Here is a 21,996-nt window from a genome sequence, read left to right on the forward strand (position 1 = left end):
TGAGGAATCATGCCTGAAGGTCACACCCTGCACCGACTGGCGAACGACGTCTGGGACGCGTTCGGCGGCCGTCCGGTCCTGGCGACCAGCCCGCAGGGCCGGTTCGTCGACGGCGCCGCGCTGCTGAACGGACACGTGCTGCGGCAGACCGAGGCGCACGGCAAACACTTCCTCGCCGACTTCGAGGGCGCCGGCTGGCTGCACATCCACCTCGGCCTGATCGGCAAGATGGACATCCTTCCGGCGCCAGTGCCCGAACCGGTCGGCCAGGTCCGCCTCCGCCTGCAGAACGCCACGTCGTACGCCGATCTGCGCGGAGCGACCGTGGTCGAGGTGCTGACCGACGGTGAACGCGAGAGCCTGATCGCCCGGCTCGGCCCGGACCCGCTGCGTGACGACGCGGACCCCGAGTTGGCGTGGAAGCGGATCCATCGCAGCAAGCTGCCGATCGGCCGGCTGCTGATGGACCAGGAGGTGCTGAGCGGCGTCGGCAACGTCTACCGGGCCGAAGTGCTGTTCCGGGCGAAGCTGCACCCGATGACGCCGGGGCACCTGGTCAAGAAACGTGAGTGGCAGGGCATGTGGGACGACCTGCTCCAGCTGATGAAGTACGGCGTCGAGACCGGCCGGATCGACACCGTGACGGACGATCACACCCCGGAGGCTATGGGCCGTGACCCGCGCCGCGACGATCATGGTGGCGAGGTCTACGTGTACCGGCGGCAGGGACAGCGGTGCTACGTCTGCCAGTCGGTGATCCGGACCGAGATCCTGGCCGGGCGCAACTTGTTCTGGTGCCCCAAATGCCAGCGCACCGGTCTCACTCGCAAGGGCTGACATTCATCAGTTGGGTTACGGATTGATGCGCGGACCAGGTAGTGCCGTTATCTTCTTCACACCATGAGCAGGAGCGGCGGTCTCGCTGAGGTACGACGAATCGGCCGCCGGGTCGAGTCGCTGGGGCGGCGTGCCCGTCGGTCGCATCGGCTCGCCTTCGTCGTGCTGACGCTGACGTCGATCGCGATTGCCGTCTCCGGTTTCGTCTGGCAGACCTCCGTGCCGACCTCCTTGCTGATCATCCCGCTGGTGGTCGGCGGCCTGCTGCTGAGGTTCCGTGAGTTGGTGGCGCTCACCATCATCACGGTGACGTTCGGTGCGTTCGTCGTGCTGTCACGCGGACCGACGATGCCCCGGGTCGGCTTCGTGCTGGTCCTCGCGATCGTCGGCTGGATCATGCTCACCAGCGCCAAGGTACGCAGCCGGCTCGGAGTGCCGGGCACCCGTGGCGAGTCGATGCTGATGGAGCTGCGCGACATCCTGACCGCACAGGGCGAGTTGCCGGACCTGCCGGCCGGCTGGCTGGTCGACGTGGCGATCCAGTCCGCCGGTGGGTCGTCGTTCTCCGGCGACTTCGTGGTGTCGACGACCCGCGGTGATCTGCTCGAGGTCGCGCTGGTCGATGTCTCGGGCAAGGGAATCGACGCGGGGACGCGGGCACTGTTGTTGTCGGGTGCGTTCGGTGGACTGCTCGGCGTCGTACCGGTCGAGGAGTTCCTGCCGTCGGCGAACCGCTACATCCGCCGGCAGGACTGGGACGACGACTTCGCCACGGTCGTCCATGTCGTGATCGACGTGCAGACCGGGGAGTTCGACGTACGCACGGCCGGACATCCGCCGGCGATCCACTTCGACGCCTGGTCGGGGCGGTGGCAGACGCGGGACGCGGACGGGCCGTTGCTCGGGTTGATGGAGGCGCCGGAGTTCCCGGCCAACCACGGGCAGCTGAAGCTGGGCGACGCGCTCTTCCTGTACAGCGACGGCATGGTCGAGACCCCGCGACGTGACATCGGTCGCGGCACCGACCGCCTCGTCGGGCACGCGGAACGCCTTGTGGCACAGGGCTTCCAAGGCGGTGCGGCCGAGCTCGTCGCGTCCGCCGGCGGTCCCGGCGACGACTCGGCGATCGTCATCATCCACCGCATGGCGCATGCCTGAGGCAACTAGTGCCTCGCCAGACTCCCCGACCCCGGTCGGACCGGGGGTGAGGGCTGGCCACGGGTCCGTGGCGCTGGAGGGTATGGGCAGGGAGACACCGGCCCCGGGGTGCGCCCCTATTTGTTCGGGTGGAGGGTTTTGTGCTGGTTTGGGGAGGGTTTTCCTCCCGGACCGGGCTAAAACCCTCCGCGGACCAGGCACAGGCCGCACCGAACCCCACTGAGCAGGTGATGGACGGTTGCGTGGGCCTAGGTCGGCCAGCCGACCGCGAACTCGTGCTGTCGAAAAGTCCGCTGTACCGCGAGCACCTCACCCGCAGTACCACCACCCCCACCCACACATCGGTCAGAAGAGCCGTAGTTCCTTGTCCCAGCCACCACTACCGGTCCCAGCCCACCGGTTCCTGCCACCGCGACCGGTCCCAACCCGCCACGACCTGTCCCAGCCCACTGGTCCGAGTCCACCGGTTGCGGTCCCGGCCCACCGGTCGCTGCCGATCGGTCCCAGTCCACCGGTTCCGGTCTCCGCCCGGCGCTGTGTGACGTCGCGGACAGGTCCCGACCGAGGGTGGAGGGGACCAGATCTGAGGTGAACCCCGCACCCGGCCGCCGGGTCCGGGGTTTGAGCTGGTGGTCAATTCGGCTGACCTCCCCCAAGCTTGACGGGGCGCCAGTCCAACGTTGTCAGGGGCTTCCGGCCCGCACGGTCGTTGACTGAGGCATCAGAAGGCGCATACTGCAGGTGAGATGTCCGCCACGCTGCGTCGGACAGGGGGACGGGGATGGTCGTCAAGGGGGTCAGCCCCCAGGTCGCGGGGACGGTCGTAGCGGCCGGGGCGCTGATGGTCCTGATCGGAGCTGCGGCGGTGGTCGTGCGGTCTACCGGTGATGCCGGGTCGGCCGCCGCGCTGGCCGCTCCGCGGGGGAACAACGGAACCATCAAGATCGAGGGCGTGGACATCGGCAGCGGTGCGCCCGACAACAACCCGCATCAGGGCTGCACGTTCACTGTCGAGTTCTACAACTACGAGCAGGGTCCCTACAACGCTCAGGTGATCTTCGAGGATCAGGCGCCGACCGCCGACGGCGGACTGCAAGTAGTGTCGGGCGACCTGAACCCGTTCATCGGCGAGGATCCGGCCGGTGGTGGTACCGACCTGGACGCCAAGGTGACGTACACCCTGAAGTTCACCAGCCAGCCGCAGCCGCAGCAGGGCTATCACGTCAAGATCACCGTGCATGCCGCCGGCTCCCAGGGCGCCGACGTCAAACACAAGGCCTTCTGGGTCGAGGGCTGCGACGCCCCGCCCACCACGCCGCCCACGACGCCGCCGACGACGCCGCCCACGACGCCGCCGACGCCGCCGACGACGCCGCCCACGACTCCACCGACCACGCCGCCCACGACGCCGCCCACGACGCCGCCCACGACTCCACCGACCACGCCGCCCATCACGCCGCCCACGACTCCACCGACCACGCCGACGACTCCACCGACCACGCCGCCCACCACGCCGCCCACGACTCCACCGACCACGCCGACGACTCCACCGACCACGCCGCCCACCACGCCGCCCACCACGCCGACGACTCCACCGACCACGCCGCCCACCACGCCGCCCACCACGCCGCCGACCATTCCATCGACTACGCCGCTGACTTCCCCGGCAATGACGCTGTCAGTGACGACGACCTCGGCTACGACTCCACTCGGCGTACGTCATCGGCAGGTGTGCCGACCGTGGTGGATGCGGGTCTCCTCGGCCCCGGCCCCGGCGCGGCGATTGCGGCGCCGGCCGGCAACGGAGGATCTAGTCCGGCGGGCGCGATCCTGATGATTCTCGGCGGCATCATGCTGACCGGCGGCGCCACCGCATCCCTCCGACGCCGCGGACGACACACCACCTGACCTGGCGCTCCGGCCGCTCCGCTCCGGCAGCGCAGATCGGTCGCTCTTGTTCAATGCGCGAGCACGCCTGGTGATTGCGAGTCACGGGGAACCGCCTGCTCGGCCGTTGTCCACAGGCCTGTGGAGGATGGATCGGCTTTGTGCAGCCAATCGTTACCGGGTGTTGTTGACGACGGCAACCACGCCCCAATAGTTCTAATGCATCATTCTCAACCGCTCAAGGATGGACATGTCCCACACGGGTGTGCGCTCCAGGGCCGCGGGTTTCGTCGCCGCGGCAGGAACGCTTTCGCTGATGCTGGGAGCCGCGGCTCTCGCACTCGCACCGGCGGCCAGCGCCGACCAGTCGGTTGTGGCCGACGGCCACACAGGCAACCCGCCAGGCAACAACGGCACCGTCAAGATCGAGGGCGTGGATATCCAGAGTGGCCCTCCGGACAACAACCCGCACCAAGGCTGCTCGTTCGTGGTCGAGTTCTACAACTACGACCAGAACGACAACTACTTCGCCACCGTGACGTTCGAGGACCAGGCGCCGACCGCGGACGCCGGCCTGAAGGTGGTGTCCGGGAACCTGAACCCGTTCATCGGCGAGGACGCGGCCGGCGGCGGCACCGACCTGGACGCCAAGGAGACGTACACCCTGACGTTCACCGGTCAGCCGCAGCCGCAGCAGGGCTACCACGTGAAGCTCACCGTGGACGCGCCTGGCTCGATCGGCAACGACGTGAAGCACAAGGTGTTCTGGGTCGAGGGCTGCAACACCACGACCCCGCCCACCACCCCGCCCACCACCCCGCCCACGTCGCCGCCGACCACTCCGCCCACCACCCCGCCCACGTCGCCGCCGACCACTCCGCCCACCACCCCGCCCACGTCGCCGACCAGCCCGCCGACTACGTCGCCCACGACGCCGGCGACTCCGCCTGCCACGACGCCGGCGACTCCGCCTGCCACGCCTCCGGCGACCCCGCCGGGCACCCCGAGCGGTACGCCGTCGGAGACTTCGCCGTCGGCGACCACATCGACGCCCGCATCCGTCGTACCGTCGGAGTCGACCTCGCCGACGCCTGGCGTGCCGACAGAGGTCAACGCCGGCGAGGGTGGCGGCGGTGGCACAAATTCGCTTGCGGGTGGCAACAGTCCGTTCAGTCTGGCCGGCGGTCTGCTGCTGGCCGCCGGTGGATTGATGCTGGCCGGTGGAGCGGTCGTCGGACTCCGGCGACGCGGAAGGCACAGCGTCTGACGTGAGCTTCGCCCGACGTCGCGGCCGCCCGGCTCCACTGCGGTGGAGTGGGGCGGTCGCGCTGACAGGAGTGTGCGTCATTGCCGTCGGCGCGTACCTGCAGTACGGCGACCGCGCCGGCGCCTCGTCGTCGCCGGGCTCGTCAGCCTCCGATACCAGGCCTTCGGCGAAGGCATCGGCCGGTCGAGCCCCGGCCGGCACCACGCCACGCCGTACGACGGCCTCGACCGGCGCACCCTCGACCGGCGCCACCTCGCCGTCGGCCCGACGCCCGGCGACGGGTCCGGGCCGGCCGAACCGGATCGCCATCCCACAGTTGGACGTGGTCGCGCCGGTGGTCGGCATCAAGGCCGCCGGTGGCGCTCTCACCCCGCCGTCCGATCCATCGACCGTCGGCTGGTGGACGGCCGGTGCTCAGCCTGGTGCCGTGCGCGGTTCGGCCATCATCACCGGGCACACGGTGCATGACGGGGGAGGAGCGTTCGACCATCTCGACAAGCTCGAGCCGGGATCCGTAGTGGCAGTGTCGACGGTCCGCGGTTCGTTGCGCTACCGGGTCGCGACGGTGGCGACGTACCGGAAAGCCACCCTCGCCAAGCGCGCCGCGCAACTGTTCGATCAGAGTGTCCGCGGCCGGCTTGTGCTGGTCACGTGTGAGGACTGGAACGGCGAGGTGTACCTCAGCAACGTGGTCGTGGTCGCCCAGCCGATGGCGTAACCTGCTCGGTCGTGACGATCGATCGGTTGGGCGACTCCCTCGACCAGGCGGTGTCCACGGCGGCGGAGGGGGATCGAGCGGCGCCGGAGGTGTCGTTCGAGGAACTGGTCGCGCTGATGCCGGACGCGATCCGCGAAGTGTTCCCGCCGGCCCGGTGGCAGCTGGAGAAGCTGTGGGCGCTCGACCTGAAGGTCGAACCGGTCGAGATCGCGGATCTGGTCTGGATGTTCGACCTGCCGCTGTGGCAGCTGGACGGCGAACGCTTCAAGGTCACCCCGAACCAGGTTGCCGCGACCCCGATGAACTTCCGCGCCCACTACCAGCGGGTGATGGATGCCGATCTGGATCACCCGATCAACCTGGTCGCGTACCGCGGCCGCCTGGTTGTCCTCGACGGGGTCCATCGGCTCCTCAAGGCCCATTTCCTGCGACGTCGCTGGATCGAGGCCACCATCGCCACTGCCACCCAGCTCCAGTCCTGCGTTCCCTGAGATGCAAGCGGCGACTTGCACATCAACTCCGGAGTTGGCAGGGTGGTGGGCATGGAGAGCGTGGAGCGTGAGGTGTACGTCGAGGCGCGGCCGGAGGTCGTGTGGGCGGCGGTGGCTCAGCCAGAGGGCTTCGCCCGGTGGTACGCGTTCGGTGGGGCGGAGATCGATCTGCGGCCGGGTGGGCGGCTGGTGATGCGGTGGGACGAGCACGGGGAGTATCTCGGCTTCGTCGAGAAGGTCGAGCCGGGGCGGCGGTTCGCCTATCGGTACGCCGTCGAGCCGGGCGTGGAGCCCGCGCCGGGGAACTCGAACCTCGTGGAGTTCACACTGACGCCCGAGGGCGAGGGGACTCGGTTGCGGGTGGTGGAGTCCGGGTTCGAGCGGCTGGAAGTGTCGCCGGATGAGCAGGTCAGGCGGGCCGAGGAGTCCGCGCGGGGATGGGACGGTGCGCTCGCGGCGCTGACAGAGTTGGCGCCGACGCTGTGACAACCGGTGGGAAGCCCTCGTCTGCCGATGCCGGGAGCGCCGTCGTCCGTGTCGACGGGGTGCTCGAGGCGCTGGGCGATCCCACCCGCCGGATCGTGGTCGAGTTGCTGGCCGCCGGCGGTGGGCGGACCGCGACCTCGCTCGCAGGCGAGCTCCCGGTCACCAGACAGGCCGTCGTGCAGCATCTCGCCGTACTGCGCGAAGCCGGCCTGGTCGACAGTCGCCGCGAGGGCCGCGAGGTCCGCTTTGAGCTCAGGTCTACAGCACTGACGGCGACCGCGGCCTGGATGGCGGACGTCGCCGCTGCCTGGGACGGCCGCCTCAAGATCATCCAGGAGATCGCGACGACTCCCGACACGCCATGAATTGTTGATGTTGACGCGTCACCATTACACTTGGTGCTATGACCTCGAACACTGACGAGTACGCCCCGAGCCCGACCGACTGGGTTCGCACCATGGTCGAGAAGATCGAGGACGCCGGGACCACCGACGTCGCCGACATCATCGGACTGCCGGTGGTGCTGCTGAGCATGCGTGGTGCCAGGTCCGGCAAGATCCGGAAGGTCCCGCTGATGCGGGTCGAGCACCACGGTGTGTACGCCGCGGTCGCGTCGCTCGGCGGTGCGCCGAAGCACCCGGTCTGGTACTACAACCTGAAGGCCGACCCGAAGCTCACTCTCCAGGACGGTGACGTGACCAGGGAGTACGTCGCCCGCGAGATCGAGGGCGCGGAGTACGACGAGTGGTGGCAGCGGTCCGTCGCCGCCTACCCGCCGTACGCGGACTACCAGACCAAGACCACCCGGAAGATCCCGCTGTTCCTGCTCGACCCGGTCAAGTAAGCGTTCGACCAGGAGTGCGCGGCCGGGTTAAGACCGCGCACAGATCCGGCGTGGGACGACGACCGGTCGCGGGGTCGGGCCCAGGCCTGTGAGACGCTGGCGACGGCGGGGTCGAATGGATCCGGCCCGGCGCGTTGCGTCGACGGAGTTCTGGGAGTCGTCCTGACCACACACGACGCGGTGCAGGAACCGTTCGTCGGGTCGACGCGGTTGCGTCTGGCCGGACTGGCACTGCATGCCTATACCGCGAGCGGAACGGTGCTCGCGCTGCTGATCGTCATCGCCGCCATCGACGGGGACGCCGTCCGCGCACTCTGGCTCGGCCTCGCGGCCCTGGTGATCGACGGGACGGACGGGATGCTCGCCCGCCGGCTGCGGGTGAAGGAGACCATCCCGTGGTTCGACGGCGCGATGCTGGACAACATCGTCGACTACCTGACCTACGCGTTCGCCCCGATCGTGCTGCTCTGGACCGGGGACTACCTACCCAACGGAGCGTGGGGCGCGGTGCTGGCGGCGTTGCCGTTGCTTGCCTCCAGCTACCAGTTCTGCCGGGTCGACGCGAAGACCGACGACCACTTCTTCCTGGGCTTCCCCAGTTACTGGAACGTGGTCGCCTTCTACGTCGTGGTCCTCAGCCTCAGCCCGTTCACCACCGGCGTGATCCTGGTCGTCTGCTCGGTGCTGGTCTTCATTCCGGTGAAGTACGTCTACCCCTCGCGGACCAAGGCGTTCCGGACGATGAACCTGATCACGACCGCGATCTGGCTCGCGTCGTACGCCGTACTCCTCACGCAGATGCCTGACCCGAACGCGATCGTGGTCGCGGTCTCGCTGGCCTACCTCCTGTACTACGGAGTCCTCAGCTTGTACCTGACGTTCTGGGTGCCTCGGCGCAAGGTCGCCTGAGTGGTCCTAGGTCTCGGCGCGGCGCTCGGTGCCGCGGTGCTGTTCGGCGTCGCCTCGATTCTGCAGGCGGTCGGCTCGCGCAAGGTCCCGACCGAGTCGGAGCTGGATCCGCGGCGACTCGGTGGGTTCGTGGCGGCGCTGCTCAGACAACCCGCGTTCGTCGGCGCCCTGGTGCTGAACCTGGCCGGCTTCGGACTGCACTTCGTTGCCCTGCGCCTCCTTCCGCTCTACCTCGCCCAAGCCGGCATCGCGGCCAGCCTGGTCGTGACCGCTCTGCTCGCCACCCGCTTGATGTCGGATCAGCTCAGTGCGCTCGAATGGTCTGCCGTGATCGCAGTCTGCGTCGGCCTCGGGCTGCTGGCGGTATCTGCGGGTTCGGCGGGGGACAGCGCTCAGCATCACGGGCTGACCGTCGGCCTCGTCATCGGCCTCATCACCATCGCCACCCTCGGCGCCCTCGCGAGCCGCTCCCAGCACGGCGTCTCCACAGCTCTGCTCGGGATGCTCGCCGGACTCGGGTACGCCGGCGTTGCGATCTCGGCGCGGCTCCTGCAGGACGGCTCGATCGGCGAGTTGCTCCGCAGCCCCACGGCGTACACCTTGCCGATCAGTGGCGCGCTGGCCTTCCTCTTGTACTCGCTGGCGCTGCAACGCGGCTCGGTGACGCTGGCAACCACGCCGATGATCGCCCTCCAAACCATCACGCCGGCCGTCGTCGGCGTCTTCGTCCTCGATGACGCCGTCCGCGCCGGCTGGTGGCCCGGCGCAATCGCCGGCTTCGCCCTCTCGGCCGTCGGCTCCCTGATCCTGGTCCGCTTCGAATCAGTCAAGGACCCCCAACCCACCTAGCCCACGCGGCCTAACGCGAGGCCCACTTCCAGGGTGGTTCGTCGAGGGGGCGCTGGTCAGCGATCGTCGTGGCGCCGTGGTCTTTGATCAGCTCGATGGTGTGGACGTCGTCGGCGAGTGCTTCGAGGGAGGCGACGAACGGGCGGGAGTGGGTGACGACTATGACTTGAGCCTCCTTGGCGGCGGTGATGACGAGGTTTGCCAACGCGGGCAGGAGATCCGGGTGCAGGCTCGTCTCGGGCTCGTTGAGCACCAGAAGCTCCGGCGGTCGTGGGGTCAGCAGCGCCGCCATCCAGAGCAGGTATCGGAGCGTCCCGTCCGACAACTCGGCGCCCGACAACGGCCGGAGCAAACCGTGCTGCCGGAAGGCGAGTTCGAATCGGCCGCCGGCGTTGACGATCTCCACCCTGCTGCCCGGGAACGCGAGCTCGATCGCCTCGTCGAGGGCACCCTTCGAGCCGATCTCCCGGATAGTCTGGAGTGCGGCGGCGAGATCGCCACCCTCCGGGCCGAGGATGGGCGTCCGGGTGCCGATCTGTGCTCGGCGAGCCGGAGCGTCCGCGTCGGTGCGCAGGTGGTCGTAGAACCGCCAGGCCCGCATCCGCTCGCGCAGTGCGAGCAACTCGGGCGCGCGCTGCGGATCGGCGAACTCACTGAGCATGCTGTCGAACGGCTGCAGCACATGGCCGCCGTCCTGCCACCGGCCGCCGTCGTCCCGGATGCGCGCCCCACCGCCTCCTCGCTCCATCAACAGAGCAGCAGGTCGCAGGAACGGCCCGGCCCAGAGCGACTCCCGCTTGATCTCGGGGTCGAGGTTGAACGCCGAGGGCTCACCACGCACACCGAGCGTCGGCACCGGCATCCCGAAGTCCACCGCATAGCCGTAGTCGTCGGACGCGAACCCCATCCGCAGTGCCACCGGACCAGTCCGCACGGTGCCTTGGATCGGGCGGTCTTTGCGGACATGTTCCGGGCCGGCCCACAGCGTGGACTGCAGGCCGCCTTCGCGAGCGAGGGCGGCGACTGCGCCGTTCCGCGAGGCATCCGCGAGCAGCCGGAGCGCCCGATACAGGCTGGATTTGCCGGTCCCGTTCGCTCCGGTCACCACGTTCAGCCCGCGCAGCGGCATCACGACCCGTCGCAACGACCGGTAGTTCTCCACCGCCAGCGTGGTCAGCATGACGGCCACGCTACCGACCTGGTCGGACACAACCGAGCCGATCAGACTGGCACGCGGCCGGGGACGGGGCGCGTGGGGAAGAACGAACCCCACGCGCCCGCAACCACGTTGAGGTCAGGCCAGGGAGTCTTCCCAGGCTTGGTGCAGGCCGGCGTAGTGGCCGTTGGTGGTGACCAGGCTGTCGGGGGCGCCGTCCTCGATGATGCGGCCGTATTCGAGGACGATGACCCGGTCGGCCGTCTCGACCGTGGACAACCGGTGGGCGATGACGATCGCCGTACGGTCGGCCAGGATGGTCCGCAGCGCGCGCTGGATCAGCCGCTCGCTGGGGATATCCAGGCTCGACGTCGCCTCGTCCAGGATCAGTACGGCGGGATCCGCGAGGAACGCCCGCGCGAACGCGACCAGCTGCCGCTGTCCCGCGGACAACCGGCTGCCGCGCTTCTCCACCGCGGTCTCGTACCCGTTCGGCAGCGCCATGATGAAGTCGTGCGCGCCGATCACCTTGGCCGCCTCGACCACCTCGTCCAGCGTCGCGTCCGGCTTGCCGAACCGGATGTTGTCGGCGACCGACCCGGTGAACAGGAAGTTCTCCTGCGTCACCATCACGACCCGCTCGCGCAGGGCGTCCTCGGTGAGGTCCCGCAGGTCCACGCCGTCGAGCAGCACGTGGCCGCCGGTCGGGTCGTAGAACCGCGCCACCAGCTTGGCGATCGTGGTCTTGCCGGCTCCCGTCGTACCGACGAGCGCGAGGGTCTGACCGGCCGGGACGTCGAGCTGGAGGCCGGGCAGTACCTTGACGCCGTCGACGTACTGGAACTCGACGTTCCGCAGTTCCAGGTGACCTCGGGCGCGGCCCGGCTTGGCCGGCTCGAGCGGTTCCGGTACGTCGGGCGTCTCGTTGAGGACGCCGGACAGCTTCTCCAGCGCCGCACTCGCGGACAGGAAGGTGTTGTAGAACTGCGTGATGTCCTGCAGCGGCTCGAAGAACTGCCGCAGGTAGAGCAGGAACGCGGTCAGTACGCCGACCGTGACGTGACCGTGGTACGCCTGGTAACCGCCGTACGCCAGGATCGCGACGATGGTGATGTTGCCGACGCCCTTGATCGACGGCATGAAGATCGCGTTCAGCTGGAACGACTCCAGGTTCGCCTTCCGGTACTTGTCGTTGACGCCGTGGAAGATCTCCTCGTTACGCGGCTCGCGGCGGAACGCCTGCACCGCGCGGATCCCGGTCATCGACTCGACGAAGTGCACGATCACGAGTACGACAGCCTCGCGGGTCTGCCGGTACACGACGGCCGACCGCTTCCGGAACCATGCCGTCAGCACGAGCAGCGCCGGGAACGACAGCAGCGCGAGCAGACCGAGCTTGACGTCCAGCGTGAGCAGCAGGATCGACGTACCGATCAGGGTCAGCAGAGCCGTGACCAGACCGTCGAAGCCAGTCGCCAGCATCTCGTCGATCACGCCGACATCGGACGTCAGCCGCGAGATCACCCGGCCGGACGTGAACTTGTCGTGGAACGACGGGCTGAGCCGCTGGAAGTGGTCGAACACCCGGCGGCGCAGACCGAGCAGGATGGTCTGGCCGAGCTTGCCGGACCGCATCAGGAACAGCTGCCGTGCCCACGCCTGCAGCAGGGCCATCGCCAGAACGACAGCCACGACCGTGATGAGTTGCCGCGACCCCTCGCCGGCCAGGATCGGCGGAATGCCGTTGTCGATGCCGAGATGGACCAGGTAGGGGATCGCGAGGCGGGCGCCGTTCTCGACCACGACGATCACCACCAGCAGCCAGATCATCTTCTGGTGCGGGCGGAGCAACTCACCGAGCAGCTTGCGGGAGTCTTCCTTGAGCCGAACGGTCGTTGCCCTCGACAACTCCCGGTCGGGGTCGTCCTCGAAGACTCCCCGCCACGACTGCTCCGGGGCTTCCTGCTCGTTGTCCCGCGTCTCGTCCTGAGGAGGTGTTTGCTGGGTTGTCGTCATGCGTGCACCTCCTCTTCTTCGGCCGCGAGCAGTTGCCGGTACGCCGGAACTTCCGCGAGCAACTCCTGATGGGTACCGACGTGGGTGACTGTGCCGCCCTGGAGGAGGGCCACCTTGTCGGCCAGCATCACGGTCGACGCGCGGTGCGCGACCACGATGCCGGTGGTGTCGGCGAGCACATTGCGCAGCGCCTCCTCGACCAACGCCTCGGTGTGCACGTCGAGCGCGGAGAGCGTGTCGTCGAGCACGAGGACGGCCGGCTTGGCGAGTACTGCCCGGGCGAGTGCGAGCCGCTGCCGTTGACCACCGGACAGCGACATGCCCTGCTCACCGACCCGGGTCTCCAGGCCCCAGGGCAGGTCGTTGGCGAACTCGGCCTGAGCCACCTGAAGGGCCTGCTGGACGTCGGCCTCGCTGGCGTCCGGACGACCGAGGGTCAGGTTCTCCCGGACACTCATCGAGAACAGTGTCGGGTCGTCGAACGCGGACGCGACCGCGGTCCGCAGCGAGGTCAGGCTCAGGTCCCGCAGGTCGTGCCCGTCGATGGTGATCCGCCCGGCGGTTACGTCGTACAGGCGGGGGACCAGAGCGGTGAGGGTGGTCTTGCCGGACCCGGTCGCGCCGACCAGGGCGAGCGTCGTACCCGGGGTCAGGTCGAGGTTGATGTCGTGCAGGATCTCGGGTGAGTCGGGTGAGAACCGGAAGCCGACGTGCTCGAAGCGCAGGTGGCCGCGGGAGTTCACCAGCTCCTCGGAGCCGGACTGGATAACCGAGTGGGTGTCGAGGATCTCGCTGATCCGGTCGGCCGCCGTCATCGCCTCCTGGGCCATCGCGAGGATCCCGCCGAGTGATGTGACCGGCCAGATCAGCGACAGCATCAGGGTGATGAACGCGACCAGTGTGCCGAGCGTGATCGCCTCCCGGCCGACGGCGAGCGCACCGAGCAGCAGCACGATCACCAGGGTCAGGTTCGGAATCACGCCGAGGAAGCTCCAGAACCGGGATGACAGCCGGACCTTGTCCACCGAGGTGTCGTAGAGGTTGATCGCCTCGTCGTCGAACTGACCCTGGACGTGCGCCCGCCGACCGAACGCCTTGATCACCCGGAAGCCGAGCGCCGACTCCTCGATCCGGGTGGCCAGGTCACCTTGCTGATCCTGGACCTTGCGGGAGATCAGCAGGTACTTCCGCTCGAACTTCAGTGAGACCAGGATGATCGGCGCCGCGGCCAGCAGGACGACCACGCCGAGCGGCCAGTACAACCGCAGCAGCAGGATCGTCACCACGACGAGTTGCAGGATGTTCATCACCAGGAACAGCAGGCCGAAGCCCATGAAGCGCCGGATGATGGACAGGTCCGTGGTGACCCGGGACAGCAGCTGACCGCTCTGCCAGCGGGTGTGGAACTCCATCGGCAGCGACTGCAGCCGGACGTACAGGTCTTGCCGGAGGGCCGCCTCGAGGTCGCTGACGGCACGGGACTGCGCCCACCGGCGAGCCCAGACCAGCAGGACCTCGGCGATGCTCAGCCCGAGGGCCAGCAGGGCGAGCGGCACCAGCAGGCTCAGCTCGTGGCGGGTGACCGGACCATCGATGATGGCCCGGGTGACGAGGGGAACGGTGAGGCTGACCGCGACGCCCAGCATGGCGGTGGAGAACATCACCGCAAGGCGCCAACGGTGTGGCCGGAGATAGGGGCGGAGCCGCCAGAGATTGCGGCTGCGTTCGGGGGCTCGGTTGGTAGGGGCAGCGATCGACGGCGCGTGGGCAGGGTGCTCTGAGGGCATCTGGACGGGCGCACTTCCCATCATGCTCGGTTCAAGGGGCTCGCGACCGGAAAACGGCGCACTTTCCAGTATCGCTCACTAGGTAAGCGCTTGTCCCCCGAATTCCATTCCCCGTCGATGAATTACCACTTGTTGCAATGACCAACTCCACCCCCACGCGGCGACCGGTGTCGCAGTCATTGCGTTCCGCAATCAATCCCGCGCCATCGATCGCCGGCTCGATGGATCGGCCGGCAGGGTGTGGAAGCTGCGGAGCGGGGAGAGGAGGGCGATCAGGACGCCGAGGAGCATGCCGGCGGTGGCCACCAGGAGGGTCGGGCGGATGCCGATCGCGGTGGCGAGGAGGCCGGAGGCGGCGGCCCCGAAGGCCTGGCCGCCGATGACCAGGGTGCGCCAGGTGGCGGTGACCTGACCGATCAGGTGGGGTGGGGCGAGGTATTGGCGCAGGGTGCGTTGGGGGACGCCGAACAGCGACATGCCGAGGCCGGCGAAGGCCTGGCCGAGCAGGATCAGCGGGGTGAGCCCGGTGAACAGCGCGGCGCCGGACAGGGAGGCGAGGAATACCCCCGAGACGTATGCGCGCCCGATGCCCACCCGGCGGCACCACGCACTGGCGACGAACGTCCCGAGCACCGCAGCCACTCCGAAGGCGGTGAGTGTGACCCCGACGAACGTCGCCGACCGGTGCAGCCCCCGGATCAGGTAGAGCACGATCAACGGCCCCTGCATCGCGCCGGCCGTCGCCGCGACTGCGGCTGAGATGGCGAGTGGCGTGAGCACCCGATCACCGAAGATCACCCGGAGCCCGGCCGACAGCCGAACCTCGGACCGCTCGGGCACCGGCGCTCGGGCCGGCTCACGGATCAGGTACGACGCCACCGCGGACACCACGTACGACGCCGCGTCGACGATGATCGCGAACGGCGCACTCAGTACCTGCACCAGAAACCCGGCCATGGATGGACCGACCGTGGAGGCGAGGTTGAGGTTCAGCAGGGCCGCGCTGTTCGCCCGCATGAGGTCCTCCCGCGGCACGAGCGACGGGATGAGCGTCTGGGAGGCCGTGTCGGAGAGCAACGTGAGCACTCCGGTCAGTACGGCGACTACGTACAGCTGCTCGATCCGCAAGGAGTCGAGAGCCGCGGCCACCGGGACAGAGCCGAGCAACACCAGCCGTCCGACGTCCGTCCAGATCAGTACGCGACGCAGCGACCACCTGTCCACCCAGACGCCGGCCAGTAGTCCGAAGACCAGATGCGGTGCGATGGTCAACGCAGCCAACGCTCCCATCTGCACCGGCGATGCCTGCAAGGTGACGACGGCTACGAGTGGCAGGGCGACCGTAGTGATGGCGCTGCCGGACGCTGACACCAGCTGTCCGAGCCATAGCTTGCGGAACTCGCCTCTCACGACCCATGCCATGCCTAGGAACCTGTCACTCACCAGAGTCACTCGACTACGGCTGTTCGCCCGCAGCGGAGCGTGTTCACTGCACGCGAAACACCGGACCCCTCGCGGTGAAGGGCAGGTGGACGTGCACGAGCCGGTTGACCAGTGCGCTCGCCATCGGGCGGGCCAGTGCGTTGTCGGTCGCGCGGTTGCCGGCGCCGATGACGACGGACCCCTCGGGCAGTTCGTACTCACCGGTGCGGCGGTCCAGGATGAGTGAGTAGAACGCCTCTGCACTTCTACGGATGATGCGTTCAGCTCGTCAAGGAACAGGCAGTACGGCTCGTCCCTTGCGATCGCTACCGGCGGTGCGAAGCGGCTGCGCCCGTCCACGATCTGCGGTACGCCGATCAGGTCCTCCGGCGCGAGCTGGGTCCCGAGCAGGGTCACACACTCCAGACCGAGCGAGTCGGCGAACGCGCGTACCCAGACTGCTCTTCCCGATCCCTGGTGCGCCGCAGAGGAAGACCGGGCGTACGACAGCCACGTGCAGCAGCACTTCGGGCAGCTCTGCCGCCGATACCGTGATCCCCGCCTGCATCTGTTCCTTCCGTCGTGGCCAGCCCTTCAGGATCCTCTTCGACCGCCGGCCGTGTCAGGTGGTTTTCGGGGGCGGCTTCCGTTACTGGTGGTTACTGGCTAGGGTGCGGCCGGTGTCGTAAGCGCGTAGTGGGGGGTTTCTTGTGCTGGGTCTTCGGGTCAAGGTGGCCGCGGTTGCGTGCGCCGTCGTATTAGTGCCGCTGGCGGCGAGTCAGGTGATGGCGGCCGACCCGCCTGTGCACCTGGGGGAGGGCACGCTGGTCCCGGGGCACGCCGCCGCCGACGTGGGGATGTCCGGGGCTCGGGTGGTCGTGTCGGACCCGCAGGATCACACCGTCTACGAGACGAGCACCAACGGCACCACTTGGACGGCGTCCGGTGGGACCAACGACACCAAACCGCTGCAGGTGGAGGGGCCCTCACTGCTCACCTTCTCGGGCGGTACGGCGACGGTCGGCGGGTTGACGTTCCCCGCGGCGGATGAGGTCGTGCTGGGCAAGGGCGGCAAGCTGGTATCCCACCGCGCGCCGAACGCGGCCACCGCCGAGGTGTACGACGTCGCTACGAAGACCAAGCTCGCCGACTACGCGCCGCCGTTCGCCATGGCCGACAGCACAGTGTGGAAGGTGACCGAGCCCGGCCATCTGGATGGCAAGGACCTGACCACAGGTGTTGTGAAGACAGTCTTGGTCGCGAGCGCCTGCGCGGTCGGTCCGGATCGCGTGAACGGCCGCTGGGCGCTGCTGAGCGGCTGCAACCAGGTGGTCGACGTGAAAGGCCCGGAGGCTCCGCGGAACCTGACGGTGGCCGCGGACGCTCAGGTCGGCAACGGCTTCACCGTTCAGGCGTCTGGCTCCGATCTGCTCGTCACCGACCTCAACGACCAGTCGCTCGGCCAGCGCCGCTACGGCCCGAGCCGCTTGCCTGGCAGCTTCCGTGCGGACGGCTCTGGCGCTACGAAGATCGTGTACGCCGATCCGGACAGCAAGCCGCGCGTGATCAGCCTGAGCTGGCTCACCGCTGATCCGCAGCAGCATCCCGACACCGTGGCTCCGGTGCTGACCAGTGCGTCCGCGGGTGCCCGGATCCGGGACAACACGAGCCTGTCGTTCGAGTGGGCCTTCACTGACCCACAGGACCCGAACTCGCCGGCGACCGGCGTCAACAGCTACGACCTGCGTTATCAGCAGAGGCCCAACCGGACCACGGCGTACGGCGCGTGGATCCAGCCGGCCGCTTGGCAAGGGCTCAAGACGACCGGTGCGAGCCTGGACGCTCCGATCGGCACGGACACGTGCTGGCAGGTGCGGGCGCGCGACTATGCGGCGAACGTGAGCGCGTGGACCGCGTCGTACTGCAGTGAGGTCGACGGTACGGCGCCGTCGCTCGTGACCTGGCGGATCGGGGACCGGGTCCAGCTGGGATCGCCGGCGACCGTGCGGTGGGCCTACAAGGACGACACGGACATCGCGTCGTACGACGTCGTCTACAAGGTCGCCGCACCGGGTGTTGCCCTGGGCAAGTGGATCTATCCGGCCACGTGGCAGAACACCAAGATCACATCGATCTCCTGGGCTCCGCGACTCGGCTGGGACGAGTGCTTCATGGTCCGGTCCCGCGACTACCTCGGCAACCTGTCCGCGTGGTCTGCGCAGCTCTGCTCCGTAGCGCCGCAGGACGACCGGGCCCTCACCTCAGCCGGCACCGTCACCCGCTCGACCAGCACTCTGGCGTTCCAGGGGACCACCACGATCCTTCGCGCGAACGGTGCCTACCTCACCAAGGCCACCGAGGCCGCCGCTCGGATAGCCCTGGTGGCCATCCACGGCCCGGGCCAAGGCCGCGTGGACATCTACCACGCCAACATCAAGGTCGGCACCGTCAACCTCGCCGCCACCACCACCTCCCGCGTCGTCACCTACCTGCCCGTCACGCCGCTCCGCACCGGCGCCGTCAAGATCGTCTCCACCAGCACCGCCCCCGCCACCATCGACGCCATAGCCTTCCTCCGCGTGAACTGAGAGGACTGGCCAATGTCTACAGGCTGGGACTGCAAGCACTTCTCGATCGGCCTCCCCACCGCCGCCGAAGACCAGTCGCTCACGGCTCTCTTCCAGCATGTCGCCAACACCCTCGCCGAGGACGCTCCCCTCAGCATGGACAAGGTCATAGCGGTCACGTTCGAAAGCGAAGTCGAGTCCGACGCCATCCACCGCGGCCACTTCACCATCGTCTTCGCAGATGCGGACGACGACGATGACGTGCCGCCGAGTAGACGATCCACCCTGGCGGTCGTCCCTCCAAGCGACTCCTAGTCGCAATACGCAGGGTCGTCGAACGACAGTCCGTGGGCCTCGCTACGGCGCCGTACTGATGGACGGCAGCGGCACGGTGACGCAGGTGGTCGATGAGTTGCTGACCGTCCTGAACGCCCCCTCGTCTTGCTAGGCTGCGGTTTGCGTCAGAGCACAAGGGAGGTGGTTCACATGCGTCGTTTCCGCGTGGTGCCGCCTCGCTGGTTCTTCCAGCCGCTCTGACCCTCCTCGGGGCTCACCGCATCGAACCCTTGCGAGGAGTCCCTTTGAGTCCGATCGATCGATCCCCGGCTCTGACAGCAGTTCGCACTCTGTTCCACGCCTATCCGTGTCCGTACTGGGTCGCCGGCGGCTGGGCGCTCGACCTGTTCGCCGATCGCCTCCGGCGATCCCATGGCGACGTGGATGTCGTTGTGCTCGCCCGTGATCTCGACGAGGTCGCCAAGACGTTCACCAGCCCGCGACCCATGGTCGAGCTTCCTGAGACGGGCGTACGTCGTTCCTGGGCGCCCGGCGAGGTACTGACGCCAGGTCCGCATGCCCTGGTCCTTCCCGACGACCCGAATCCGTCCCCGATCCAGATCCTGTTCGCCGCGTCCGACGCCGACGAATGGGTTTACCACCGCGGCCGAGGCACAATCCGGAAGCCACTCGCCGAGATCACGCTCAGGTCGCCCGACGGCATCCCGTACCTCGCACCGGAGGTCGTGCTCCTGTTCAAGTCACGCGGCGGCCGCCCGAAGGACCACGCCGACTTCGACGACGTCGCGCACCTCCTCGACCCAGGTCGCCGCCGCTGGCTCCACGACCGCATCGCCCCGCGCTACCCCAACCACCCCTGGCTCCCATCCCTCCGCTGACCGCAACGGTCTTGACGCTCCGATTCTGTCAGGCATAGCCTGACAAGCGTGTCAGGGAAACCCTGACAGGATCGGAGTCGTCATGCCGGACACAGCGATGCGTTGCTCGTTCTGTGGAAAGGACAAGAGTGAGGTGGACCGGCTCATCGCTGGTCCCGGGGTCTTCATCTGCAACGAGTGTGTCGGCCTCTGCGAACAGCTGCTCAGCGGCCGGCCGATGCCATCATTCCCACCCCTGGACGGCAAGAGCGACGACGAGCTACTCGCCGATATGGCGCGGCTCTACGCGACCCGAGGCCAGGTCGAAACAGCTGTGCAGGATCGCGTTCTCCGTCTCCGCTCCCGCTCCGTCACCTGGGCCAGAATCGGCGAAGCCCTCGGCATCAGCCGCCAATCAGCCTGGGAACGCTTCTCCGGCGAGGAGTAACCCTCCCACGAACGTCCGCGGAGCGCGGTCGAGGTGGGTGGTCGCCGTACGGATCGGGCGCCAGGCTCCCTTGATCCGTAGGAGCCGAACCCAGGAGAGCCCGGCGAAGGTGATTGTCGTCCGTTGGGTGATCCGCGAGACTCGTCCGCCAGGTGAGGTGTGAGATGCGGACTCGGTGTCGGATTGGGGTGCTGCTGTTCGTGGAGAAGGTGGAGGGTGGCCGCAGGGGTCACCCCGCAGAGGAGGAGACATGGCCGAGTACCTCATCGCATTCAACGAAGAGTGGTTGCTGGATCTCACCGACGAGGATCTACGCAATGCCTCCAAGGCTGTCCGCGCGCTGAGGATAGAGATGACAGCGGCCGGGGTCCTCATCTTCACCGGCGGCCTGGACGACGCTGCCCCTGTGTTCAGTGTCGATGCGTCGAGCGGCTCTCCGGTGTTCACAGACGGCCCGTACGTCGAGTCCAAGGAGCATCTCGGCGGCTTCGCCGTCGTCGACGTGGCCGACGAGGAGGCTGCGCGGCTGTGGGCGGGAAAGATCGCGGTGGCCTGCGGTTGGCCGCAGGAGGTGCGACGTTTCCAGTACGTGCCGGCCCCCGAGACTGCCTGAAGGCCCGTTCAATCAGCGGCCGCTCAGAGAGCCCGCGGAGCTGGTGTCCTCCGTCGGGTGATGCGCGACACTCGTCCGTCAGTGATCTGCGACAAGCACGGATCGCGGGCAGATGAGTGGGTGGAACTGTTCGTAGCCGGTGGCGGCGGCGATGATCCGCGAACAGGGGCGACATGACGAGCGCTGAGCGGCGGAGATCCCGTGAGAATTTCTTCTGGCATAGCGTCGGATCCGGGACGAGTCGTTCGTAGAACAGGCAAGAGGCGGTCTGAGAGGCCGCCGGGACAAGGGAGTCATGGGATGCCGGAGTACTTGATCTCGTTCAATGACGGCGCGATGGACCACATCCCCGCCGAGGATTGGCCCGACGTGGGCAAGGCCTCGCACGAGGTGGTCGAGGAGGCCGTGCACGCCGGCGTGTGGGTGTACGGCGGCGGGCTCGAGAGGCAGCGGGCGAGCGTCGTAGCCACGGACGGGGTGGTCACCGACGGGCCTTACCCGGAGACCAAGGAGGTCGTTGGCGGGTTCTCGGTCGTCAAGGTGGCCACCCGCGAGGAGGCGCTGGCGTGGGCTGCCAAGATCGCCGCCGCTTGTCGCTGTGCGCAAGAGGTGCGGGAGCTCATGCCCGACCCCGAAACAGACGCGCTGCTCCGCGAGGTTGCCAGGAGGGGGTGACATCCCGACGACGTCTGATCGCGGGAGACTCGCGGCACCGTCAAGTGGACGGCGAAGGTTCGGGAAGCTGGTCTGCCTGCCGGGTAACTTCCATGACCTACGTCACACCGGTAATCACCTGGCCTCGAAGAGTGGCGCTTCGACCAGGGAGTTGATGCACCGGATGGGGCACGGATCGATGCGTGCGGCGCTGATCTACCAGCACAAGACCGATGAGCGGGCTCGGGAGATCGCGGTTCGGCTGAACGAGGTGGTCGCTCGCGGGAGCAAGCGCGATGACGACGATGGGCGACCAGGGCGCTGACGCCGACGACCTGATCGCCGGCTGATCGCACGCGGCCAGATCCGGCCTGGACGTGAGAGAAGGCCCCTAGCCTCGAATTCCCTGTGGCTGGGGGCCTTCTGCCGTTCGAGCGGGTGACGAGAATCGAACTCGCGTAGCCAGTTTGGAAGACTGGGGCTCTACCATTGAGCTACACCCGCGGTGCTCGGACATGATTCCACATTCCCTGGGCTGGACTCAAAACGGTAGGTGACCGGGGTGGTGGCGCGAGCACTGGTTCCGGTCGACTAGACTCATCCGGTCACTGCGGGGCGTAGCGTAGTGGCTAGCGCGCCTGCTTTGGGAGCAGGAGACCGCAGGTTCGAGTCCTGTCGCCCCGACAAACCCCCTGCAGCACCGGTGCAGTGCGTGCTGTCACCGTGCTGTGAA

At 68.0% G+C, this 21,996-nt stretch carries 22 protein-coding genes and 2 tRNA genes; 19 read left to right on the plus strand and 5 right to left on the minus strand.

Going from position 1 to position 21,996, the window contains the following annotated elements; genetic code table 11:
• Positions 1–9 precede the first annotated feature (9 nt).
• The 11 genes from OG555_RS25690 (at position 10) to OG555_RS25740 (ending at position 9,446) form a co-directional block, all read left to right on the plus strand.
• The gene (locus OG555_RS25690) at positions 10–837 is read left to right on the plus strand and encodes an Fpg/Nei family DNA glycosylase (protein ID WP_329475103.1); all 828 of its coding nucleotides are present in this window, start codon (positions 10–12) and stop codon (positions 835–837) included.
• Positions 838–900: 63 nt separating this feature from the next.
• Positions 901–1,995: a PP2C family protein-serine/threonine phosphatase gene (locus OG555_RS25695; RefSeq protein ID WP_329475104.1), complete on the plus strand. Its 1,095-nt coding sequence runs from the start codon at positions 901–903 to the stop codon at positions 1,993–1,995.
• 781 nt (positions 1,996–2,776) lie between these two features.
• A complete protein-coding gene (locus OG555_RS25700; RefSeq protein WP_329475105.1) occupies positions 2,777–3,829 on the plus strand; it encodes a hypothetical protein in 1,053 nt (350 codons plus the stop codon).
• Between the two features lie 303 nt (positions 3,830–4,132).
• Positions 4,133–5,149: a hypothetical protein gene (locus tag OG555_RS25705; RefSeq protein WP_329475106.1), complete on the plus strand. Its 1,017-nt coding sequence runs from the start codon at positions 4,133–4,135 to the stop codon at positions 5,147–5,149.
• 1 nt (position 5,150) lies between these two features.
• Positions 5,151–5,867, plus strand: coding sequence for a class F sortase (locus OG555_RS25710; RefSeq protein WP_329475107.1), 717 nt, complete (start codon positions 5,151–5,153; stop codon positions 5,865–5,867).
• A gap of 11 nt (positions 5,868–5,878) precedes the next feature.
• A complete protein-coding gene (locus OG555_RS25715; RefSeq protein ID WP_329475108.1) occupies positions 5,879–6,358 on the plus strand; it encodes a hypothetical protein in 480 nt (159 codons plus the stop codon).
• Positions 6,359–6,409: 51 nt separating this feature from the next.
• Complete coding sequence (locus OG555_RS25720; RefSeq protein WP_329475109.1) at positions 6,410–6,844, plus strand: SRPBCC domain-containing protein; 435 nt, start codon at positions 6,410–6,412, stop codon at positions 6,842–6,844.
• Positions 6,841–7,209, plus strand: coding sequence for an ArsR/SmtB family transcription factor (locus OG555_RS25725; protein ID WP_329475110.1), 369 nt, complete (start codon positions 6,841–6,843; stop codon positions 7,207–7,209). Before OG555_RS25720 ends, OG555_RS25725 begins: the two co-directional genes overlap by 4 nt.
• Before the next feature lie 38 nt (positions 7,210–7,247).
• Positions 7,248–7,688 carry a nitroreductase family deazaflavin-dependent oxidoreductase gene (locus tag OG555_RS25730; protein ID WP_329475111.1) on the plus strand — a complete coding sequence of 147 codons (441 nt, stop codon included), beginning with the start codon at positions 7,248–7,250 and terminating at the stop codon, positions 7,686–7,688.
• A gap of 180 nt (positions 7,689–7,868) precedes the next feature.
• Positions 7,869–8,597: a CDP-alcohol phosphatidyltransferase family protein gene (locus OG555_RS25735; RefSeq protein ID WP_329475112.1), complete on the plus strand. Its 729-nt coding sequence runs from the start codon at positions 7,869–7,871 to the stop codon at positions 8,595–8,597.
• On the plus strand, positions 8,598–9,446 hold the full coding sequence (locus tag OG555_RS25740; protein WP_329475113.1) for a hypothetical protein: 849 nt from the start codon (positions 8,598–8,600) through the stop codon (positions 9,444–9,446).
• 10 nt (positions 9,447–9,456) lie between these two features.
• Here the strand turns inward: OG555_RS25740 and OG555_RS25745 are convergent, their stop codons facing one another.
• The 4 genes from OG555_RS25745 to OG555_RS25760 all read right to left on the minus strand — a co-directional run bounded on the left by OG555_RS25745 (position 9,457) and on the right by OG555_RS25760 (position 15,827).
• Entirely contained in the window at positions 9,457–10,626 is a 1,170-nt protein-coding gene (locus OG555_RS25745) for an AAA family ATPase (RefSeq protein WP_329475114.1), read from the minus strand.
• Positions 10,627–10,740: 114 nt separating this feature from the next.
• The gene (locus OG555_RS25750; protein WP_329475115.1) at positions 10,741–12,618 is read right to left on the minus strand and encodes an ABC transporter ATP-binding protein; all 1,878 of its coding nucleotides are present in this window, start codon (positions 12,616–12,618) and stop codon (positions 10,741–10,743) included.
• Positions 12,615–14,279, minus strand: a complete 1,665-nt coding sequence (locus tag OG555_RS25755) for an ABC transporter ATP-binding protein (RefSeq protein WP_329475116.1) — start codon at positions 14,277–14,279, stop codon at positions 12,615–12,617. The genes OG555_RS25750 and OG555_RS25755 overlap by 4 nt, the downstream gene beginning before the upstream one ends.
• 318 nt (positions 14,280–14,597) lie before the next feature.
• The gene (locus tag OG555_RS25760; RefSeq protein WP_329475117.1) at positions 14,598–15,827 is read right to left on the minus strand and encodes an MFS transporter; all 1,230 of its coding nucleotides are present in this window, start codon (positions 15,825–15,827) and stop codon (positions 14,598–14,600) included.
• Between the two features lie 710 nt (positions 15,828–16,537).
• Here OG555_RS25760 and OG555_RS25765 point away from each other — a divergent pair.
• From OG555_RS25765 to OG555_RS25795, 7 genes are all read left to right on the plus strand, one after another.
• Positions 16,538–18,415 carry a hypothetical protein gene (locus OG555_RS25765; protein WP_329475118.1) on the plus strand — a complete coding sequence of 626 codons (1,878 nt, stop codon included), beginning with the start codon at positions 16,538–16,540 and terminating at the stop codon, positions 18,413–18,415.
• A 12-nt stretch (positions 18,416–18,427) separates the two neighbouring features.
• Complete coding sequence (locus OG555_RS25770; RefSeq protein WP_329475119.1) at positions 18,428–18,709, plus strand: hypothetical protein; 282 nt, start codon at positions 18,428–18,430, stop codon at positions 18,707–18,709.
• 266 nt (positions 18,710–18,975) lie between these two features.
• Positions 18,976–19,569, plus strand: a complete 594-nt coding sequence (locus OG555_RS25775) for a nucleotidyltransferase domain-containing protein (protein WP_329475120.1) — start codon at positions 18,976–18,978, stop codon at positions 19,567–19,569.
• 82 nt (positions 19,570–19,651) lie between these two features.
• Positions 19,652–19,996, plus strand: coding sequence for a ClpX C4-type zinc finger protein (locus OG555_RS25780; protein ID WP_329475121.1), 345 nt, complete (start codon positions 19,652–19,654; stop codon positions 19,994–19,996).
• 250 nt (positions 19,997–20,246) lie between these two features.
• On the plus strand, positions 20,247–20,609 hold the full coding sequence (locus tag OG555_RS25785; protein ID WP_329475122.1) for a YciI family protein: 363 nt from the start codon (positions 20,247–20,249) through the stop codon (positions 20,607–20,609).
• A gap of 300 nt (positions 20,610–20,909) precedes the next feature.
• Positions 20,910–21,284 (plus strand): YciI family protein, encoded by a 375-nt coding sequence (locus tag OG555_RS25790; protein WP_329475123.1) that lies wholly within the window; start codon positions 20,910–20,912, stop codon positions 21,282–21,284.
• A gap of 163 nt (positions 21,285–21,447) precedes the next feature.
• Positions 21,448–21,588, plus strand: coding sequence for a hypothetical protein (locus tag OG555_RS25795; RefSeq protein ID WP_329475124.1), 141 nt, complete (start codon positions 21,448–21,450; stop codon positions 21,586–21,588).
• Positions 21,589–21,696: 108 nt separating this feature from the next.
• Here the strand turns inward: OG555_RS25795 and OG555_RS25800 are convergent.
• Positions 21,697–21,767, minus strand: a tRNA-Gly gene (locus tag OG555_RS25800).
• Positions 21,768–21,874: 107 nt separating this feature from the next.
• Between OG555_RS25800 and OG555_RS25805 the strand changes: the two genes are divergently transcribed.
• Positions 21,875–21,947 (plus strand) — tRNA-Pro (locus tag OG555_RS25805).
• The last annotated feature ends 49 nt before the right edge of the window (positions 21,948–21,996 follow it).

It is taken from the genome of Kribbella sp. NBC_01484 (assembly GCF_036227145.1).
Lineage (GTDB): Bacteria > Actinomycetota > Actinomycetes > Propionibacteriales > Kribbellaceae > Kribbella.

Excerpts from the sequence above, each read along its gene's own strand:
- OG555_RS25705 (WP_329475106.1), top strand. The coding sequence starts at position 4,133 with ATGTCCCACACGGGTGTGCGCTCCAGGGCCGCGGGTTTCGTCGCCGCG.
- OG555_RS25750 (WP_329475115.1), bottom strand. The coding sequence starts at position 12,618 with ATGACGACAACCCAGCAAACACCTCCTCAGGACGAGACGCGGGACAAC.
- OG555_RS25690 (WP_329475103.1), top strand. The coding sequence starts at position 10 with ATGCCTGAAGGTCACACCCTGCACCGACTGGCGAACGACGTCTGGGAC.
- OG555_RS25745 (WP_329475114.1), bottom strand. The coding sequence starts at position 10,626 with ATGCTGACCACGCTGGCGGTGGAGAACTACCGGTCGTTGCGACGGGTC.
- OG555_RS25700 (WP_329475105.1), top strand. The coding sequence starts at position 2,777 with ATGGTCGTCAAGGGGGTCAGCCCCCAGGTCGCGGGGACGGTCGTAGCG.
- OG555_RS25760 (WP_329475117.1), bottom strand. The coding sequence starts at position 15,827 with ATGGCATGGGTCGTGAGAGGCGAGTTCCGCAAGCTATGGCTCGGACAG.
- OG555_RS25755 (WP_329475116.1), bottom strand. The coding sequence starts at position 14,279 with ATGTTCTCCACCGCCATGCTGGGCGTCGCGGTCAGCCTCACCGTTCCC.
- OG555_RS25790 (WP_329475123.1), top strand. The coding sequence starts at position 20,910 with ATGCCGGAGTACTTGATCTCGTTCAATGACGGCGCGATGGACCACATC.
- OG555_RS25720 (WP_329475109.1), top strand. The coding sequence starts at position 6,410 with ATGGAGAGCGTGGAGCGTGAGGTGTACGTCGAGGCGCGGCCGGAGGTC.
- OG555_RS25785 (WP_329475122.1), top strand. The coding sequence starts at position 20,247 with ATGGCCGAGTACCTCATCGCATTCAACGAAGAGTGGTTGCTGGATCTC.
- OG555_RS25730 (WP_329475111.1), top strand. The coding sequence starts at position 7,248 with ATGACCTCGAACACTGACGAGTACGCCCCGAGCCCGACCGACTGGGTT.
- OG555_RS25780 (WP_329475121.1), top strand. The coding sequence starts at position 19,652 with ATGCCGGACACAGCGATGCGTTGCTCGTTCTGTGGAAAGGACAAGAGT.
- OG555_RS25695 (WP_329475104.1), top strand. The coding sequence starts at position 901 with ATGAGCAGGAGCGGCGGTCTCGCTGAGGTACGACGAATCGGCCGCCGG.
- OG555_RS25770 (WP_329475119.1), top strand. The coding sequence starts at position 18,428 with ATGTCTACAGGCTGGGACTGCAAGCACTTCTCGATCGGCCTCCCCACC.
- OG555_RS25795 (WP_329475124.1), top strand. The coding sequence starts at position 21,448 with ATGGGGCACGGATCGATGCGTGCGGCGCTGATCTACCAGCACAAGACC.